The sequence below is a fragment of the Roseixanthobacter glucoisosaccharinicivorans genome, from assembly GCF_043195095.2.
In the GTDB taxonomy this organism is placed as follows: domain Bacteria; phylum Pseudomonadota; class Alphaproteobacteria; order Rhizobiales; family Xanthobacteraceae; genus NCEH01.
Genome location: NZ_CM195538.1, coordinates 188,452 through 203,299 on the forward strand (window position 1 = coordinate 188,452; position 14,848 = coordinate 203,299).

General features: G+C 65.3%; 15 protein-coding genes. 7 read left to right on the forward strand and 8 right to left on the reverse strand.

Annotated features, from left to right (window positions below; genetic code table 11):
- Positions 1-10: 10 nt before the first annotated feature.
- The 4 genes from V5F78_RS00795 to V5F78_RS00810 form a co-directional block, all read right to left on the reverse strand.
- On the reverse strand, positions 11-793 hold the full coding sequence (locus V5F78_RS00795; RefSeq protein ID WP_394068565.1) for an ABC transporter permease: 783 nt from the start codon (positions 791-793) through the stop codon (positions 11-13).
- Positions 790-1,575, reverse strand: coding sequence for an ABC transporter ATP-binding protein (locus tag V5F78_RS00800; RefSeq protein WP_394068567.1), 786 nt, complete (start codon positions 1,573-1,575; stop codon positions 790-792). Before V5F78_RS00800 ends, V5F78_RS00795 begins: the two co-directional genes overlap by 4 nt.
- A 34-nt stretch (positions 1,576-1,609) precedes the next feature.
- Positions 1,610-3,019, reverse strand: a complete 1,410-nt coding sequence (locus V5F78_RS00805) for a UbiD family decarboxylase (RefSeq protein WP_394068569.1) — start codon at positions 3,017-3,019, stop codon at positions 1,610-1,612.
- A gap of 285 nt (positions 3,020-3,304) precedes the next feature.
- Entirely contained in the window at positions 3,305-3,781 is a 477-nt protein-coding gene (locus V5F78_RS00810) for a MarR family winged helix-turn-helix transcriptional regulator (protein ID WP_394068571.1), read from the reverse strand.
- A gap of 337 nt (positions 3,782-4,118) precedes the next feature.
- Between V5F78_RS00810 and V5F78_RS00815 the strand changes: the two genes are divergently transcribed.
- The 3 genes from V5F78_RS00815 (at position 4,119) to rpsA (ending at position 8,515) form a co-directional block, all read left to right on the forward strand.
- The gene (locus V5F78_RS00815; protein ID WP_509276461.1) at positions 4,119-4,904 is read left to right on the forward strand and encodes a thermonuclease family protein; all 786 of its coding nucleotides are present in this window, start codon (positions 4,119-4,121) and stop codon (positions 4,902-4,904) included.
- Between the two features lie 53 nt (positions 4,905-4,957).
- Positions 4,958-6,445 carry a M48 family metalloprotease gene (locus V5F78_RS00820; protein ID WP_394069065.1) on the forward strand — a complete coding sequence of 496 codons (1,488 nt, stop codon included), beginning with the start codon at positions 4,958-4,960 and terminating at the stop codon, positions 6,443-6,445.
- A gap of 369 nt (positions 6,446-6,814) precedes the next feature.
- Positions 6,815-8,515, forward strand: coding sequence for a 30S ribosomal protein S1 (gene rpsA, locus V5F78_RS00825; RefSeq protein WP_394068575.1), 1,701 nt, complete (start codon positions 6,815-6,817; stop codon positions 8,513-8,515).
- Between the two features lie 145 nt (positions 8,516-8,660).
- Here rpsA and V5F78_RS00830 read toward each other — a convergent pair whose 3' ends face one another.
- Positions 8,661-9,413 (reverse strand): carbonic anhydrase, encoded by a 753-nt coding sequence (locus tag V5F78_RS00830; protein WP_394068577.1) that lies wholly within the window; start codon positions 9,411-9,413, stop codon positions 8,661-8,663.
- A 261-nt stretch (positions 9,414-9,674) separates the two neighbouring features.
- Here V5F78_RS00830 and sppA point away from each other — a divergent pair, with 261 nt between their 5' ends.
- The 3 genes from sppA to V5F78_RS00845 all read left to right on the forward strand — a co-directional run bounded on the left by sppA (position 9,675) and on the right by V5F78_RS00845 (position 11,383).
- Positions 9,675-10,646, forward strand: a complete 972-nt coding sequence (sppA, locus tag V5F78_RS00835; protein ID WP_394068579.1) for a signal peptide peptidase SppA — start codon at positions 9,675-9,677, stop codon at positions 10,644-10,646.
- 123 nt (positions 10,647-10,769) lie between these two features.
- Positions 10,770-11,054: an integration host factor subunit beta gene (gene ihfB, locus V5F78_RS00840; RefSeq protein WP_348846829.1), complete on the forward strand. Its 285-nt coding sequence runs from the start codon at positions 10,770-10,772 to the stop codon at positions 11,052-11,054.
- A gap of 8 nt (positions 11,055-11,062) precedes the next feature.
- The gene (locus tag V5F78_RS00845) at positions 11,063-11,383 is read left to right on the forward strand and encodes a lipopolysaccharide assembly protein LapA domain-containing protein (protein WP_394068581.1); all 321 of its coding nucleotides are present in this window, start codon (positions 11,063-11,065) and stop codon (positions 11,381-11,383) included.
- Between the two features lie 64 nt (positions 11,384-11,447).
- Here the strand turns inward: V5F78_RS00845 and cysW are convergent, their stop codons facing one another.
- The 3 genes from cysW to V5F78_RS00860 are packed head-to-tail and all read right to left on the reverse strand — an operon-like array spanning position 11,448 to position 13,519.
- Positions 11,448-12,320, reverse strand: a complete 873-nt coding sequence (gene cysW / locus V5F78_RS00850; RefSeq protein ID WP_394068583.1) for a sulfate ABC transporter permease subunit CysW — start codon at positions 12,318-12,320, stop codon at positions 11,448-11,450.
- Positions 12,321-12,323: 3 nt separating this feature from the next.
- On the reverse strand, positions 12,324-13,145 hold the full coding sequence (gene cysT / locus V5F78_RS00855; RefSeq protein WP_394068585.1) for a sulfate ABC transporter permease subunit CysT: 822 nt from the start codon (positions 13,143-13,145) through the stop codon (positions 12,324-12,326).
- Between the two features lie 50 nt (positions 13,146-13,195).
- Positions 13,196-13,519 carry a hypothetical protein gene (locus tag V5F78_RS00860; protein ID WP_394068587.1) on the reverse strand — a complete coding sequence of 108 codons (324 nt, stop codon included), beginning with the start codon at positions 13,517-13,519 and terminating at the stop codon, positions 13,196-13,198.
- 244 nt (positions 13,520-13,763) lie between these two features.
- Between V5F78_RS00860 and V5F78_RS00865 the strand changes: the two genes are divergently transcribed.
- Positions 13,764-14,798 carry an aspartate-semialdehyde dehydrogenase gene (locus V5F78_RS00865; RefSeq protein WP_394068589.1) on the forward strand — a complete coding sequence of 345 codons (1,035 nt, stop codon included), beginning with the start codon at positions 13,764-13,766 and terminating at the stop codon, positions 14,796-14,798.
- Positions 14,799-14,848 lie beyond the last annotated feature (50 nt).

Consider the following 14,848-nt stretch of genomic DNA (forward strand, 5'->3'; position numbering starts at 1 on the left):
GCGCATCGCCTCAGCCGCCGCCCGGGGTTGTGGAGGCGACGTCGCGCACCGACCAGGAGGTGAAGCGCCGCTCCCACACATCGAACAGGGCATACATGCCGATGCCGAGGCCGCCCACCACCACCAGCGCAGCGAACACCAGCGGCATGTTGAAATTGGAGCTGGCCACCAGCATCACATTGCCAATTCCCGTATTGCCGCCAATGATTTCCGCGATCACCGAGCCGACGAAGGACAAGGTGATGGCGATCTTCAGCGAGGCGAAGAAATAGGGCAGGGCGCGGGGAATGCCGATCTTCACGATCATGTCCCGCCGCGATCCGCCGAGCGAGCGCATCAACTCGGTCAGTTCCGGTTCGATGGTGGAGAAGGCGAGCGCCACATTCGCCACCACCGGGAAGAACGACAGCATGAAGGCGGTGATCACCGCCGGGACGAAGCCGAGCCCGAACCAGATCACCAGGATCGGCACCAGGGCCGCCTTGGGCACGCTGTTGAAGGCGACGATCACGGGATAGACCGCGCAATAGGCGAGGCGCGAGGAGCCGACCACGATCCCGAGCGCGAGCCCGAATACCACCGCGATGCCAAAGCCGATCACCGTGGTCGTGAGGGTCGACAACCCGTTGGTCATGAGCGGATAGCGATACTGGTAGAGCGCTTGGATCGTTTCGCCCGGCGTCGGAAGGATATAGGCCTTCACGTCGAACACCACGATCACCAGCCACCAGAGCAACACCAGGACGAGGGTCGTCACCCACGGGGCGATCCGTTCGAGGGTCTTGGAGCTCATGGGGTTTTCCCCTCGCTGATGGCCTGGCGCAGCCCGTGGACGATATCCACGAACCCCGGTTCGAACGTGGTTTCGAGCGTGCGGGGCCGCGCGATCTCCACGCTCCGGTTCTTGATCAGCCGCCCCGGACGCGAGGACATCACGTGCACCGTCTGCGCCAGGTAGACCGCCTCGCGCAATTCGTGCGTGACCAGCACGATGGTGCATTTGCGGAACAGCCACAGATCCTGGAGCACCGACCAAAGGTCTTCGCGCGTGAACGTATCGAGCGCCGCGAACGGCTCGTCCAGCAGCAGGATCGAGGGCTCATGGATCAGCGCGCGGCACAATTGGGCGCGCTGCTGCATGCCGCCGGAAAGCTGCCAGGGCATGCGATCCGCGAACCCCGTAAGCCCTACCTTTTCCAGCAGGGCATCCACCTTGGCGCGGTTCTTTTCGCGATCCTGCTTCAGCGTGCGGCGATGGGGCTCGACGATCTCCAACGGCAACATGATGTTGTCGCGGATGGTCCGCCATGGCAGCAGGGTGGCGTTCTGAAATGCCATGCCGACGGTCTTGAGCGGCTCGGTGACCTCGCGCCCGGAGACGCGCACCTGCCCCGCGCTCGGCTTCACGAGCCCCGCGATCAACTTGAGCAAGGTGGACTTGCCACACCCGCTCGGCCCCACCAGGGCAACGAATTCGCCGAGTTCGATATCGAGGCTGGCACCGGAAACCGCCAGGGTTCCCGAGGCCGAAGACCCGTACCTGAGATCGACGTTCCTGATTTCAATAAAGCTCATCCGACTTCGACCCTCGATTGCCGCGCCCGCACGCCTAGCCCTCGATCTTCACCCCGGCACCTTCCAGAATGGCGCGGGCCCGGGCCCGGTCGGCCTCCGAAATCACGAGTCGCTCTGCAAAATCGCGGCCGGATGGGCGGGTCGCGTCGATGCCCATCTTGGTCAGGGTGAAATTCTCCGGATCGGAACTGGGATCCAGGATCGCCCCCTTGGCGCCGGGAATGAAGAAAATATCCTTCTCGGCCCGCACACGGGTGGCAATGGCCCAGAAGACATCATTCATGTCGAAGATATCGACGTCGTCATCCACCACGATAACGTACTTCGTGTAGAGTTCCGTGCCGAGGGTCGCCATGATGGCCATCTGCGCCTCGCCCTCCGCGGTCTTCTTCATAGAAATGATCGCGAGGAAGGCGCCGCAGGTGGAATGCGGCACATGCACCGCCTGCACGTTCGGCAGGTTGCGCTTGAGGGCGTTGAGGATCTCGCCTTCCCGCGTGACGCAGGAAATCAGGATGTGGTCCTTCGCCATGCCGGAGGTCACGCTATGGAACATCGCATCGCGACGCATGCGAATGCGGTGCGCGACGAAGACGTTCTGCGTCGAGCGATAGGAGGCATAGCCGGTGAACTCGCCGAACGGCCCTTCCGGCTCGTGAACATTGGCGAGGATCTCGCCTTCGATGATCATCTCCGCGCCGGCCGGCACATCGAGGTCGCCGACGCCGCACTTCGCAAGACGATACGGCTCGCCGAACAGGCCGCCGATGATCTCGAACTTCCGCACATGGGGCGGATAGGCGTAGGTCATCGAGCCCATATAGTGCAGCGGGTGAATGCCGATCGTGATGGCGACCGGGAGATTCTGTCCCATTTCTTCCGCGCGGCGATGAAATTCATACATGCGCCGGCGTGAATGCAGGGAAACGCCGAGCCGGTTCTTGCCGCGCAGCATCAGGCGGTGGAAGCCGGTGGTGTCGATCCCGGTCTTGGGATCGCGCGCCGTGAGCTGGCCCGCCGTGATATAGGGCGCCGCATCCACCGAGAATTGCAGGGGAATCGGAAGCTTGGTGAGGTCGATGTCGTCGCCCTCGATCACCACTTCGTTCCAGGGGGCGTTATCGACAATCTCGCAGGGGAGATAATTCTGGCACCGCTCGCGGAACGCCATCGGCAGTTCAGAGGCCGAAACGCCGAGGCAAGCGGCAAGCAGCTTGCGGTTCGCGGCAATATTCGTGACGCAAGGCATGCCCTTGCCGCCCAAATCCTCGAACACCACCACCGGGCTGCGACCCGCCCGCTCAAGCTCGAACACCACCGCCGTCGATTCAAGGTCGAGATCCACACGGTCCTTGATCCGCAGGATTTCATCCGGGAATTGACGTTCCACCATGTTCAGGAAGCCGCGAAGGCCCTGCTTGTCCAAAATATCCAAGCTCTGCACAGAACAACCCTTTCTTGGCGGAATATTCGTTTTCTTATCGACGTGCCGACGCGGGCTCGGGCCTTTGCGCGATGTCTTCGATTTCAGCGGCCCACGGATGGAATGCGGCTTCGTTCTCTTGAGGCGGGCGCCCGATCGAAACACGACGTCGCGGCGTCGCGCGCCGTTCTCGATAGTCAGTAGGCTGACGACTTGAGCGCGACATGTCGCCCTTCGTCATCGGTATTTCATCAGTGTGCTGACGAACTCGGAGCGCGTCAATGCGATTTTTTAGGCGAAAGCTGCCTACAAAGTGCGCAGAAGCGCGCGGCCCTCATCATTGTTGGATTCCACCAGCAATGTCAGCTGGCGGATGAACTGCGTCCGCTCTTCCAGCGGCAGCGGCGCGATCAGGCGGCTGTGCGCCTTTTCGAGCGCGGCCTGCATCTCGCCGACCATGATTTCCCCCTGCTCGGTCAGGAAGGCGCGGCGGATGCGCCGGTCGTCCTCGGTCGCCTCGCGCTTGATAAGACCGCGCTTCTCCAGCCGGGCGAGCACGTTCGAGGTGGTGGTGCGGTCCACCCCGATCTCCGCCGCGAGCGTGGCCTGGTCGAGTCCGGGCTGGATCAGCAGCACCTGCATCACGCTCGATTGAACCGGCGTGGTGCCGAACCGCTCGCATTCCTGAAGATAGATCGCGACATAGATCTGATGCAGCCGCCGGATCAAGAAGCCGGGCCGTTTGAAGAGCCCCTCGGCCATCCGCTTTGCACGTTCCGACACGCTTTCCCGCCCCTTTGGCTGCGCATGCCGGAGCATGCAGCGAATCCGCGGACCCAATATGTAGCGAAGGGAACCACCTTCCCCGGCCAAAATCCAGCGGGGGCCGCCGCCGGCGGGGAAACGCTCGGTAAGAAAGGGTGAAGCCTTGTGGGTGCTGCTCCGCTTGGAGCATCCGGCACGGGAGGGTACACTTAAACGCGTCTATTGGAACGGTTCCAAATCAGATCGAGGATCACAAGCCCTGAGATACGGATCGCAGCGGTCGGTTCTGGCGGCAATCCTGGTGGTGCTCAGCGCAGCGTCCGCCCATGCTGACGGCTGCCCGAAGCTCAAGGCCATGACCCCTCCGGCGCTGGAAAGCGCCGATGCTGCGCCGGCCGCGGGCCGCTCGCAGGTCGGGGGCGCTAGTTCCGCAGATGAAGGCGGGCAGACCACCTGGCAGGTGGTGACGGGCGTGCGCGACGGCGCGCTGGTGCTTTCGGGCGGAGAGATGCTGGTCCCGAGGGGCGTGGTGCTGCCCACGCGCCTCAATCCCGAGGCTGAAATTCCCGCGCTGGCGGAGGCTGCCACCCGCGCCGTGCTCCTTGGCCGGACGCTTCAACTGGCGCCGGGGGAACGGGACCGCCACGGCCGCCAGATCGCCGATGCCCTGCTTCTTACGCCGCAAGGCGCGGTTCCCCTGTCCCGGGCGCTCCTCGCCGCCGGCGCGGCTTATGCCGATCCGGTGGCTGTGCCGGCGTGCGCGGACGACTTGCGGGCGGCCGAGCACGAGGCGAGGGCGACCGGTGTCGGCCTGTGGGCATCGCCCGCCGCGCGCCTCGATGCCGCCAATATCGCCGCCGTCGCCGACCATGTCGGGCTGTTCACCGTGGTGGGCGGACGGGTGCGGGCCGCCAACGAGGCGCGGGGCTTGCTGTATCTCAATTTCGGCCCCCGCTGGCGGGAGGATGTGACGGCCACGCTTCCGGCATCCCGCGCTGCCAGAATGTCGCGTCCCGGCCTCGCTCCCGCCATTTTGCCCGGCACTTTTGTGGACGTGCGCGGGGTGGTTAACCAAGAGGGCGGGCCCATGCTCGCCCTGCGGACGGCGGCTGCGCTGGAGATTGAGGAGCAGGTGCGGTGAGAGGGGTTCGCGGGCCGAGGCCGGAGGAAGCCGGGGTCATCCCCGGGGCGCGCGTGCTGCGCGCGATCCTGCTTGCCCTCGGCCTCTCCCTTCTGTTGACCGCCTGCGCCGGCGTTGATGTGGATCGGTTCAGTTCGCCGGTCGCCGAGGGCGGCGCCCGCAGCCAGCTGCCGGAGATGACCCCCGCCCAGAAGCGCGAGCACGAGCGTCTGGTCGCGAGCTATGGCGGCGCCTATGACGACCCGGAGCTGAAGGCGCTGATCCAGCAGGTGGTGGAACGCCTGGTTGCGGCGTCCGAGCGGCCGGACCTGCGCTATCGCGTCACTGTGCTGAATTCCCCCGCCATCAATGCCTTCGCCTTGCCGGACGGCTCGCTCTACGTGACGCGCGGCCTGCTGGCGCTCGCCAACGATACGTCCGAACTGTCGTCGGTTCTGTCGCATGAGATGGCCCATGTCATCGCGCGCCACGCTTCGATCCGCGAGGATCAGACCAAGCAGGCGGTGCTGGTCAGCCGCGTCATCTCCGACGTGGTGAACGATCCCGATCTCGGCGCCCTCGCCATGGCCAAGAGTCGCATGTCGCTGGCCAGCTTCTCGCGCGGCCAGGAGCTGGAGGCAGACGCCATCGGGGTGGGCATCTCGGCCCGCGCGGGCTTCGATCCGTTCGGCGCCTCGCGCTTCCTCACCGACATGGGCAAGCAGGCCAGCCTGCGCAGCGCCGGCGGCGGGCTTGGCGGCCTGTCTTCCGGCACCACGCCGGAGATGGACTTCCTCTCCACCCATCCCGCGACGCCCGAGCGCATTTCGATCGCCAACGCCAATGCCCGGCAATATGCCACCCCCAATGGCAGCGGTGCATCGGGCGCCAGCCCCGGCGAGCGCGACAAGGCCGCCTATCTCGGCGCCATCGACGGCATGGTCTATGGCGACGACCCGAAGGAAGGCTTCGTGCGCGGGCGCAAGTTCTTCCATCCCAAGCTCGGCTTCACCTTCGTGGCGCCGGAAGGTTTCTCGCTGGAGAACACCTCCCAGGCGGTGCTCGGCGCCACCGCGTCCGGCTCGGAGGCGCTGCGCCTCGACGCGGTGCGGGTGAACGGCGACCAGTCGCTCGGCCAATATCTCTCCTCGGGCTGGATCGAAGGGGTGGAGATCAATTCGGTGGAGACGCTCACGGTCAACGGCTTCATGGCGGCGACCGCGATCGCGCGTGGCGAGCAATGGTCGTTCCGCATGTTCGCCATCCGCTTCGGCTCGGACGTGTATCGCCTGATCTTCGCGGCGCGGAACCTGACGCCCGAGCTGGACAAGCAGTTCCGTGACGCCGCCGACACCTTCCGCCGCGTGGCGACCGACGAGGCGGAGACCGTGAAGCCGCTGCGCATCCGCGTGGTGTCGGTCGGCCTTGGCGATAATGTGGACAAGATGGCGGCGCGCATGCAGGTGCCCGACCGGCCCCTGGAACGCTTCCTGATCCTCAACGGGCTCGATAAGGACGCCAAGCTGCGTTACGGCGACAAGGTAAAGATCGTCGCCGATTGAGCGCGCGCCAAGGGCCGACCTTGCGCCGCAACACGCATGAATTCGGCGCGATTGTGGCCGAACGCCCAAGGAAGCCTTGCAAAATGGGCGTTTCTGCACTAGGTAAGCCGCGTCCGAGACAGTGACCTTCATGCGAGGGCCGTTCGGGCGGGCCGGGGGCGCGGGATACGCTGCCCTCGAAATGTCGGAGGCAGCCCGCCTTGGCTTTCGCTCGGTGCCTGACCTTGCACACCTCAACCTGCTTCGTATCGAGCGGCCTTTGCGCCGGCCCATCGGCTTTGCCGGTGGCGGTTCGGGTGTCTCCCGGACCATCCGCACGATACGGGCGTCCATATCAAAGACGCCGGCGCGAGACAGTTCGGAGACTAGATGTCGTTCGCAGAAACCACGCGTGAAGATTTTGCCTCGTTGCTCGACGAGAGCTTCGGCCGCGCCGATTTGCAGGAAGGCGCCGTCGTCAAGGGCATTGTGGTCGCCATCGAGAAGGATCTGGCGATCATCGATATCGGCCTGAAGACGGAAGGCCGCGTTGCCCTTCGTGAATTCGCCGGCCCCGGCCGGGATGTCCCCATCGCCGTGGGCGATGAGGTTGAGGTGTATCTCGAGCGGGTCGAGAACGCCATGGGCGAAGCCGTTCTCTCGCGCGACAAGGCGCGCCGCGAAGAGAGCTGGGTCAAGCTCGAAAAGGCCTTCACGGCCAATGAGAAGGTCACGGGCGTGATCTTCAACCAGGTCAAGGGCGGCTTCACCGTCGATCTCGACGGCGCCGTGGCCTTCCTGCCCCGCTCGCAGGTCGATATCCGCCCGATCCGCGACGTCGGCCCGCTGATGCACAACCAGCAGCCGTTCCAGATCCTCAAGATGGATCGCCGCCGCGGCAATATCGTCGTGTCCCGCCGCACCGTGCTGGAAGAGACCCGCGCCGAGCAGCGCCACGAACTGGTCCAGAACCTCGAAGAGGGTCAGGCCATCGACGGCGTGGTGAAGAACATCACCGACTACGGCGCGTTCGTTGACCTCGGCGGCATCGACGGCCTGCTGCACGTCACCGACATCGCGTGGCGCCGCGTGAACCACCCCACCGAAGTGCTGAACATCGGCCAGACGGTGAAGGTGAAGATCATCAAGATCAATCACGAGACCCACCGCATCTCGCTCGGCATGAAGCAGCTCCTCGGCGATCCGTGGGAGGGCATCGAGGCCAAGTATCCGGTGGACGCCCGCTTCAAGGGTCGCGTCACCAACATCACCGACTACGGCGCGTTCGTGGAACTGGAGCCGGGCATCGAAGGCCTGATCCACGTTTCCGAAATGTCGTGGACGAAGAAGAACGTCCACCCCGGCAAGATCGTCTCCACTTCGCAGGAAGTCGAAGTGCAGGTGCTCGAGGTGGATCCCGCCAAGCGCCGCATCTCGCTCGGCCTGAAGCAGACGCTTCAGAATCCGTGGGAAGCGTTCGGCGAGAAGTATGCCCCCGGCGCGGTGGTCGAAGGCGAAGTCAAGAACAAGACCGAGTTCGGCCTGTTCCTCGGCCTCGACGGCGATGTGGACGGCATGGTCCATCTCTCCGACCTCGACTGGAACCGTCCCGGCGAGCAGGTGATCGACGAATTCCGCAAGGGCGACGTGGTCAAGGCCATCGTGCTCGACGTGGACGTCGAGAAGGAGCGCATCTCGCTCGGCATCAAGCAGCTCGCGGGCGATCCGTTCGCCGAAGCCGGCGATGTCAAGAAGGGCGCCATCGTCACCTGCGAAGTCACGGACGTGAAGGACGGCGGCATCGAGGTGAAGCTCACCGGCACCGACCTGACCGCCTTCATCAAGCGCTCCGAACTGGCGCGCGAGCGCAACGACCAGCGCCCCGAGCGCTTCTCGGTCGGCGAGAAGATGGACGCCCGCGTCACCCTGTTCGACCGCAAGGCGCGCAAGGTGCAGGTCTCCGTCAAGGCGCTGGAGATCGCCGAGGAGAAGGAAGCCGTGGCCCAGTACGGGTCGCAGGATTCCGGCGCCTCGCTGGGCGACATCCTGGGCGCGGCCCTGCGCCAGCGCGCGGACGACGCCAAGGAGTGATCGGTCGCCTTCGGGCACCCGCTCCACGAAAAGAGAAAGGCCGGCTTCGCGCCGGCCTTTTTTATTGGTGACGCCGGATCGGGGAATTGCCCCGCTGGCACGGATGAGCGGGCAGCCACTTCGCCCGCGCCCGGCAGGCCGCGGATCAGTTCAGCCGCAGGATGAAGCGGCGATTCACCGCCTGGAGCGGACGCGCATTCATCTGGAAGATCGCGCGGAACGCGTCGATGTCGGCCTGAGCGACTTCGATCGGCGTGGCGAAGACGTTCCAATCCACCACTTCCGCGCAGGGCGGCGTGGTGAGCGAGCCTTCATAGCGATACAGCGCCCGCGTGCTCGGCAGGAAAGCGCTGATATCCATGGCATCCTTCAGCAGGGCCCCACCCTCGGTCTTGGGTGCCGCTGCCATGACGGTCGCGAAGGCGTCGTTCTTCTTGCCCGCCTTCATGAAGACGCCGATCACCGCGAGGCCGCCGGTGGGAGCGGCATGAACGAAATGCGCTTCCATGGCGGTGCGCTCGCCGCCGAGCGCGTGCTCGCTCGGGGCATGGAAATGAAACTGCCGGAGCTCGTACGAGGTCTTGCCGAGGGTGACGCTGCTGGACGCAGCGGTGGCGTCGGCCTGGATGGTGTGGCCGTTATTGGTGACCTTGAACATCTGTGGCTTCCAGTCGGGAACCACCGGATGCAGCTCGGTCGCCACGCTGGCGTCGAGGTCGATGGGCGATTGCTGGGAGCCGACCTGGCAGGTTTTGAAATCACCCGCCAACTGCCCCCACTCGCTCGGTCCGCCATGGCCTTCATAGGTCCAGTGGACGGTGGAATCGGCAAGGGCCGCCTGCGCGCAGAGCGGACATGCGGCCAGGCCCTTAAGAAAACTGCGACGCGTGAAAGACATTTTGTTTATGCCCCCATTAAGCGCTTCTGCAGGCAGAAGCTTAGCTAGGGTTGCAGACGCATGCCACGCTTAAGCTGCGATCCCCGCCAAAATGGAACAGATCCCTGGGCACAGCGCGGCCGACGCCGGAAGAGGCCGAAAACCTTGCTGATGCAGGAGATGTCTCGCCGACCGAATGGCGGGTTGCCAAAGGCCGCGCGCACGCTTAACTCACGGGGCCGGGGGCTAACTCACGGGGCCGGGGGCGGCAGGAGAAGCGCGATGTCGCTGGACGTGGACCAGATCGTCGATCGCCGCAGGTTGCGGCACAAGCTCACGTTCTGGCGGACCCTGGCGGTGCTGGCCCTGGTTCTGGCCATCGGCGGCGCCACCTATTACGCGGTCGGCCGTAGCGATCTGGCCTCCTCGCCCCATGTGGCGCGCATCATCATCGGCGGCATCATCCGCAACGACCGCGACCGCGTCGAGCTGATCGACCGGGTCGCGAAATCCCGCGCTTCGGCGGTGATCCTCTCCATCGACAGCCCCGGCGGCACGGTCACCGGATCCGAGCAATTGTTCGATGCCCTGCGCCGCCTCGCCGAGAAGAAGCCGGTGGTGGCGGTGGTCGAAGGCATGGCGGCCTCCGGCGCCTATATCGCCGCCATGGGGGCGGACCATATCGTCGCCCGGCGCAATGCCCTGGTCGGCTCCATCGGCGTGATCTTCCAATTCCCCAATGTCACGGATCTGCTGAAGAACGTCGGGGTGAAGATGGAGGATATCAAATCCTCCCCCCTGAAGGCCGCGCCCAACGGCTATGAGCCCACCAGCCCGGAGGCGCGCGCCGCCATCAACGCGCTGGTGGTGGACAGCTATGATTGGTTCAAGGGCCTGGTGGCCGAACGCCGCTCGCTCTCCGATGCCAAGCTCGCGGCTGTCACCGACGGGCGGGTGTTCACCGGCCACCAGGGCCTGGAATTGCAATTGGTGGATGAATTGGGCGACGAACGCACCGCGCGCGCTTGGCTGAGCCGCGAGAAGGGGGTTCCAGAAAGCCTGCGCACCCGCACCTGGTCCAGCAAGGGCGTGGGCGACGAGTTCGGATGGCTGCGCGGCAGCGCGTCCTGGCTGCTCTCGGCGGTGGGTCTGCAAGAGGCGGCGCAGCTTGTGTCGCAGATCGCCCGGGGTGCCCTGGAACGCACTCAGCTTGACGGGTTATTGGCCCTCTGGCACCCTCAGATCGGGTCGTGAAGCCACAGGCAGATCGCCATATCCAAATCCGCCGCGCCCGCAACCTGGGGACGCGTGAACGAGCCGGCGCCCGATTTGGGTTGCGGGCGACCATGGATAGGTCCCGAAGGAAGCTGAGCGGTCATGATTAAGTCCGAGCTGGTCCAGAAGATCGCCGAGGCGAACCCGCACCTTTACCAGCGGGACGTGGAAAACATCGTCAACGCCATCCTGGAGCAGATCGTCTCCGCCCTCGCGCGCGGCGACCGGGTGGAATTGCGCGGCTTCGGTGCCTTCTCCGTCAAGAAGCGCGATGCCCGCACCGGGCGTAACCCGCGCACCGGCAAGCAGGTGGACGTGGACGAGAAGATCGTCCCCTATTTCAAAACCGGCAAGGAGATGCGCGAGCGTCTCAATATCGAGGGATGATTCGGTTCGTGCGACGCTTTCTTTCCCTTCTCATCGGCCTGCCGGTGTGCATCGTGGTGGTCGCCCTGGCGGTTGCCAACCGCAAGATGGTCACGGTCTCCCTGGATCCGTTCAGCCCCGATTCCACCACCCTGGCCGTGACGCTGCCGCTGTTCGCGCTGATTTTCGCGACCTTGATCGCGGGTGTGGTGATCGGCGGCGCGGTGACGTGGCTCGGCCAGCGTCGTTTCCGCAAGGAAGCGCGTCGCGCCCGCAAGATCCTGCCGCCCGAGCCCCCGCGCTCCGCCTCCGGCGCGCCGGCGCTGCCCGCGCCTATCCGCAACGCCTGATCCTCGCGGGGCCGCCGCATTCCGCAAATCCGAGCCGGGATGGTTCGGCCCGAGAATGGGTTGTTCAGTGGCCGACGCCGCGCGGCACCTCAAGCCGGGCGCGCTCGGAATCCAGCCGCTCGATCACCAGCTTCGCCACCAGCGTGAACAGCGCAACTCCCACCAGCACGGTGGCGGCGGCGAAGGCGGCGGCCACCTGGCTGTCCTGGTAGAGAAGCTCGATCTGTAACGGCAAGGTGGAGGTCTGGCCCCGGATATTGCCGGACACGATCGACACCGCGCCGAATTCGCCCATCACCCGCGCATTGCACAAGGTGGCGCCATACAGCAGCGCGAAGCGCACGTTCGGCAGCGTCACGGTGCGCAGGATGCGCCAGCCCGAGGCGCCCAGCGTCACCGCCGCCTCTTCCTCTTCCCGGCCCTGGGCCATCATCAGCGGCACGATCTCGCGCGCCACGAACGGCGCCGTGACGAACAGGCTGGCGAGGATGATCGCGGGAATGGCGAACATGATCTTGATGTCATGTGCCTGCAGAAACGGCCCCAGCAGCCCCTGCGCGCCATAGACGAACAGATAGGCGACGCCGGCCACGATGGGCGAGATGGAAAACGGCAATTCGATTACCGCCAGCAGGAGGCCGCGGCCGGGGAAGGCGAATTTCGCCACGGTCCAGGCGGCGGCGATGCCGAAGGCCACGTTCACCGGCACGCACACCAGCGCCGCGAACAGCGTGAGCCCCATGGCGTGCAGCGTATCGGGCCGCACCAGGCTTTCGGCGAACGTTGCCCAGCCGCGCCCGAAGGCTTCCGAGAAGATCGAGGCGAGCGGCGCCAGCAGCACGAACACCGTGACCGCCATCACCAGCGCGACCAGGATGGTGCGGGTGAGGCGGCCGTCGCCGACCCGGCGGCGTGGCGGGGACGCGCTGTCGCTCACGGCTCAATCCTCCCGGATGGCGCGGCGCTGGTGCCACGCCTGGATGAGATTGACGCTCACCAGCAGCAGGAAGGCGAGGCCCAGCATGGTGGCGGCGATGGCCGCGGCGGCCGGGTAGTCGTATTCCTCGATCCGGATGAAGGCGAGCAGCGCCACGATCTCGGTGCGGAACGGCTGGTTGCCGGCGATGAACACCACGGCACCGAATTCGCCCAGCGAGCGCGCGAACGCCAGCGAGCAGCCGGCGAGGAAGGCCGGGAAGATGGCCGGCAGAATCACGGTCCAGAACACCCGCAGGTCGGAAGCGCCGAGCGTGGTCGCGGCCTCTTCCACGTCGGCGGCGAGGTCTTCCAGCACCGGCTGCACGGTGCGCACCACGAAGGGCAGGCTGGTGAAAGCCATGGCGCAGGCGATGCCGGCCGGCGCATAGGCCACCTGTATGCCCCAATTCGCCAGCGGGGCGCCGAACCAGCCGTTCTTGGCGAACAGGGCCGTCAGCGCGAGGCCGGCGACCGCCGTCGGCAGGGCGAACGGCACGTCCACCAGGGCATCGAGCCAGCGTTTGCCGGGAAACTCATAGCGCACCAGCACCCAGGCAAGCGCGAGGCCATAGACCGCGTTGAAGGCGGTGGCAGCGGCGGCGGTGGTGAAGGTGACTTGGAACGAGGCCAGCGTGCGCGGCGAGGTCATGATTGCAATATAGCGCGAAAATCCCACGTCGCCCGCCTTCAGCAGCAAGGCGGCGATGGGCAGGAGGACAATCAGGCCGAGATAGGTGAGCGTGATGCCGAGCGACAGACGGAAGCCCGGGATGACGCTGAACATGAAAGCTCTTTCTTATCCTGCACGCGCCCGCCGGGCGGGCGCGCCGCAACTCAATAGCCCGGCAGGTAGAAGCGATCCGGCAGCGGATAGCGCCCGGGGACAATGCTCGCCTGGCCCGCGCCATAGGTCGGGTAATTATATTCCGCCGGCAAGGCATAATCGAGATACGACTTGGAGCCCGGCTTCACCACCGTGCCCGCATCCAGCGGCGAGCGCTTGGTGATGACGATCTTGGTGCGGGGCTTCGAGACCTTGGTGGTGGTCTGCTTGGTGGTCGTCGTCGTGGTCGTGCTCGAGGCGGTCTGGGCCTCGGCCATGCCGACGGACGCGAACGTCAACGCAGCGGCGATGGTGAGAAGCGGCGCGAAACGCATAGGACCCTCCAGCACGACACATGAGCCGTTCCGATTCCGGTTACGGCACGAACGCATTGTAAGCAAGGAAACCCTGCCGGTCGAGGTCGGTTCCTTTACTGAGGACGCGATCGCGTGACCCGCCGGCAACACCCCGGCCCGAGCGCCGCCCCGCCCCCTCACGCCCTCTCCATTGCGCAAAGGCGCGCGAGAGCTTAAATCACGGGCCTCCGGCATGTGAGACCGGCAACTTCAAGGGAAGATCATGGGTTACAAGGTCGCCGTCGCCGGCGCCACAGGCAATGTGGGCCGGGAGATCCTTTCGATCCTCGACGAGCGGGGCTTCCCCGCGGACGAGGTGGTTGCGCTTGCGTCGCGCCGGTCCATGGGGACCGAGGTCTCGTTCGGCGACAAAACCCTGAAAGTGAAGGATCTCGCCACCTACGACTTCTCCGACACCGACATCTGCCTGATGTCGGCGGGCGGAGCCGTGTCGAAGGAATTCTCGCCGAAGATCGGCGCCGCGGGCTGTGTCGTCATCGACAATTCCTCGCAATGGCGCACCGATCCCGACGTGCCGCTGATCGTTCCGGAAGTGAATGCCGACGCCATCGTCGGCTTCAAGAAGAAGAACATCATCGCCAATCCCAATTGCTCGACCGCGCAATTGGTGGTGGCGCTGAAGCCGCTTCATGATGCCGCGACGATCACCCGCGTGGTGGTTTCCACCTACCAATCCGTCTCCGGCGCCGGCAAGGACGCCATGGACGAATTGTTCGCCCAGACCCGGGCGATCTTTGTCTCCGATCCGGTCGAGCCGAAGATCTTCCCGAAGCGCATCGCCTTCAACCTGATCCCCCAGATCGACGTGTTCATGGAGGACGGGTACACGAAGGAAGAATGGAAGATGGTGGTCGAGACCAAGAAGATCCTCGATCCCAAGATCAAGCTCACCGCCACCTGCGTGCGGGTGCCGGTGTTCATCTCCCATTCCGAATCGGTGAACGTGGAATTCGAGAAGCCGCTCTCCGCCGAGGAGGCGCGCAAGATCCTGCGCAATGCGCCGGGCATCCTGCTGCTCGATACCCGCGAGCCGGGCGGCTATGCCACCCCCCACGAGGCGGCGGGCGAGGACGCGACCTATATCTCGCGCCTGCGCGACGACCCGACCGTGGACAATGGCATCGCCTTCTGGTGCGTCTCCGACAATCTGCGCAAGGGCGCGGCACTGAACGCGGTGCAGATCGCCGAAGTGCTCATCAACCGCAAGCTGATCACCTCGCGCCGCAAGGCGGCGTGAGGCTCAGTTTCTAAAACACGCAACGCTCGAACGGCCCTCCTCGGAGGGCC

Coding starts and splice junctions, on each gene's coding strand:
- ihfB (WP_348846829.1), top strand. CDS start 10,770: ATGATTAAGTCCGAGCTGGTCCAGAAGATCGCCGAGGCGAACCCGCAC.
- V5F78_RS00800 (WP_394068567.1), bottom strand. CDS start 1,575: ATGAGCTTTATTGAAATCAGGAACGTCGATCTCAGGTACGGGTCTTCG.
- V5F78_RS00815 (WP_509276461.1), top strand. CDS start 4,119: ATGACCCCTCCGGCGCTGGAAAGCGCCGATGCTGCGCCGGCCGCGGGC.
- V5F78_RS00860 (WP_394068587.1), bottom strand. CDS start 13,519: ATGCGTTTCGCGCCGCTTCTCACCATCGCCGCTGCGTTGACGTTCGCG.
- rpsA (WP_394068575.1), top strand. CDS start 6,815: ATGTCGTTCGCAGAAACCACGCGTGAAGATTTTGCCTCGTTGCTCGAC.
- cysT (WP_394068585.1), bottom strand. CDS start 13,145: ATGTTCAGCGTCATCCCGGGCTTCCGTCTGTCGCTCGGCATCACGCTC.
- V5F78_RS00830 (WP_394068577.1), bottom strand. CDS start 9,413: ATGTCTTTCACGCGTCGCAGTTTTCTTAAGGGCCTGGCCGCATGTCCG.
- V5F78_RS00865 (WP_394068589.1), top strand. CDS start 13,764: ATGGGTTACAAGGTCGCCGTCGCCGGCGCCACAGGCAATGTGGGCCGG.
- sppA (WP_394068579.1), top strand. CDS start 9,675: ATGTCGCTGGACGTGGACCAGATCGTCGATCGCCGCAGGTTGCGGCAC.
- V5F78_RS00795 (WP_394068565.1), bottom strand. CDS start 793: ATGAGCTCCAAGACCCTCGAACGGATCGCCCCGTGGGTGACGACCCTC.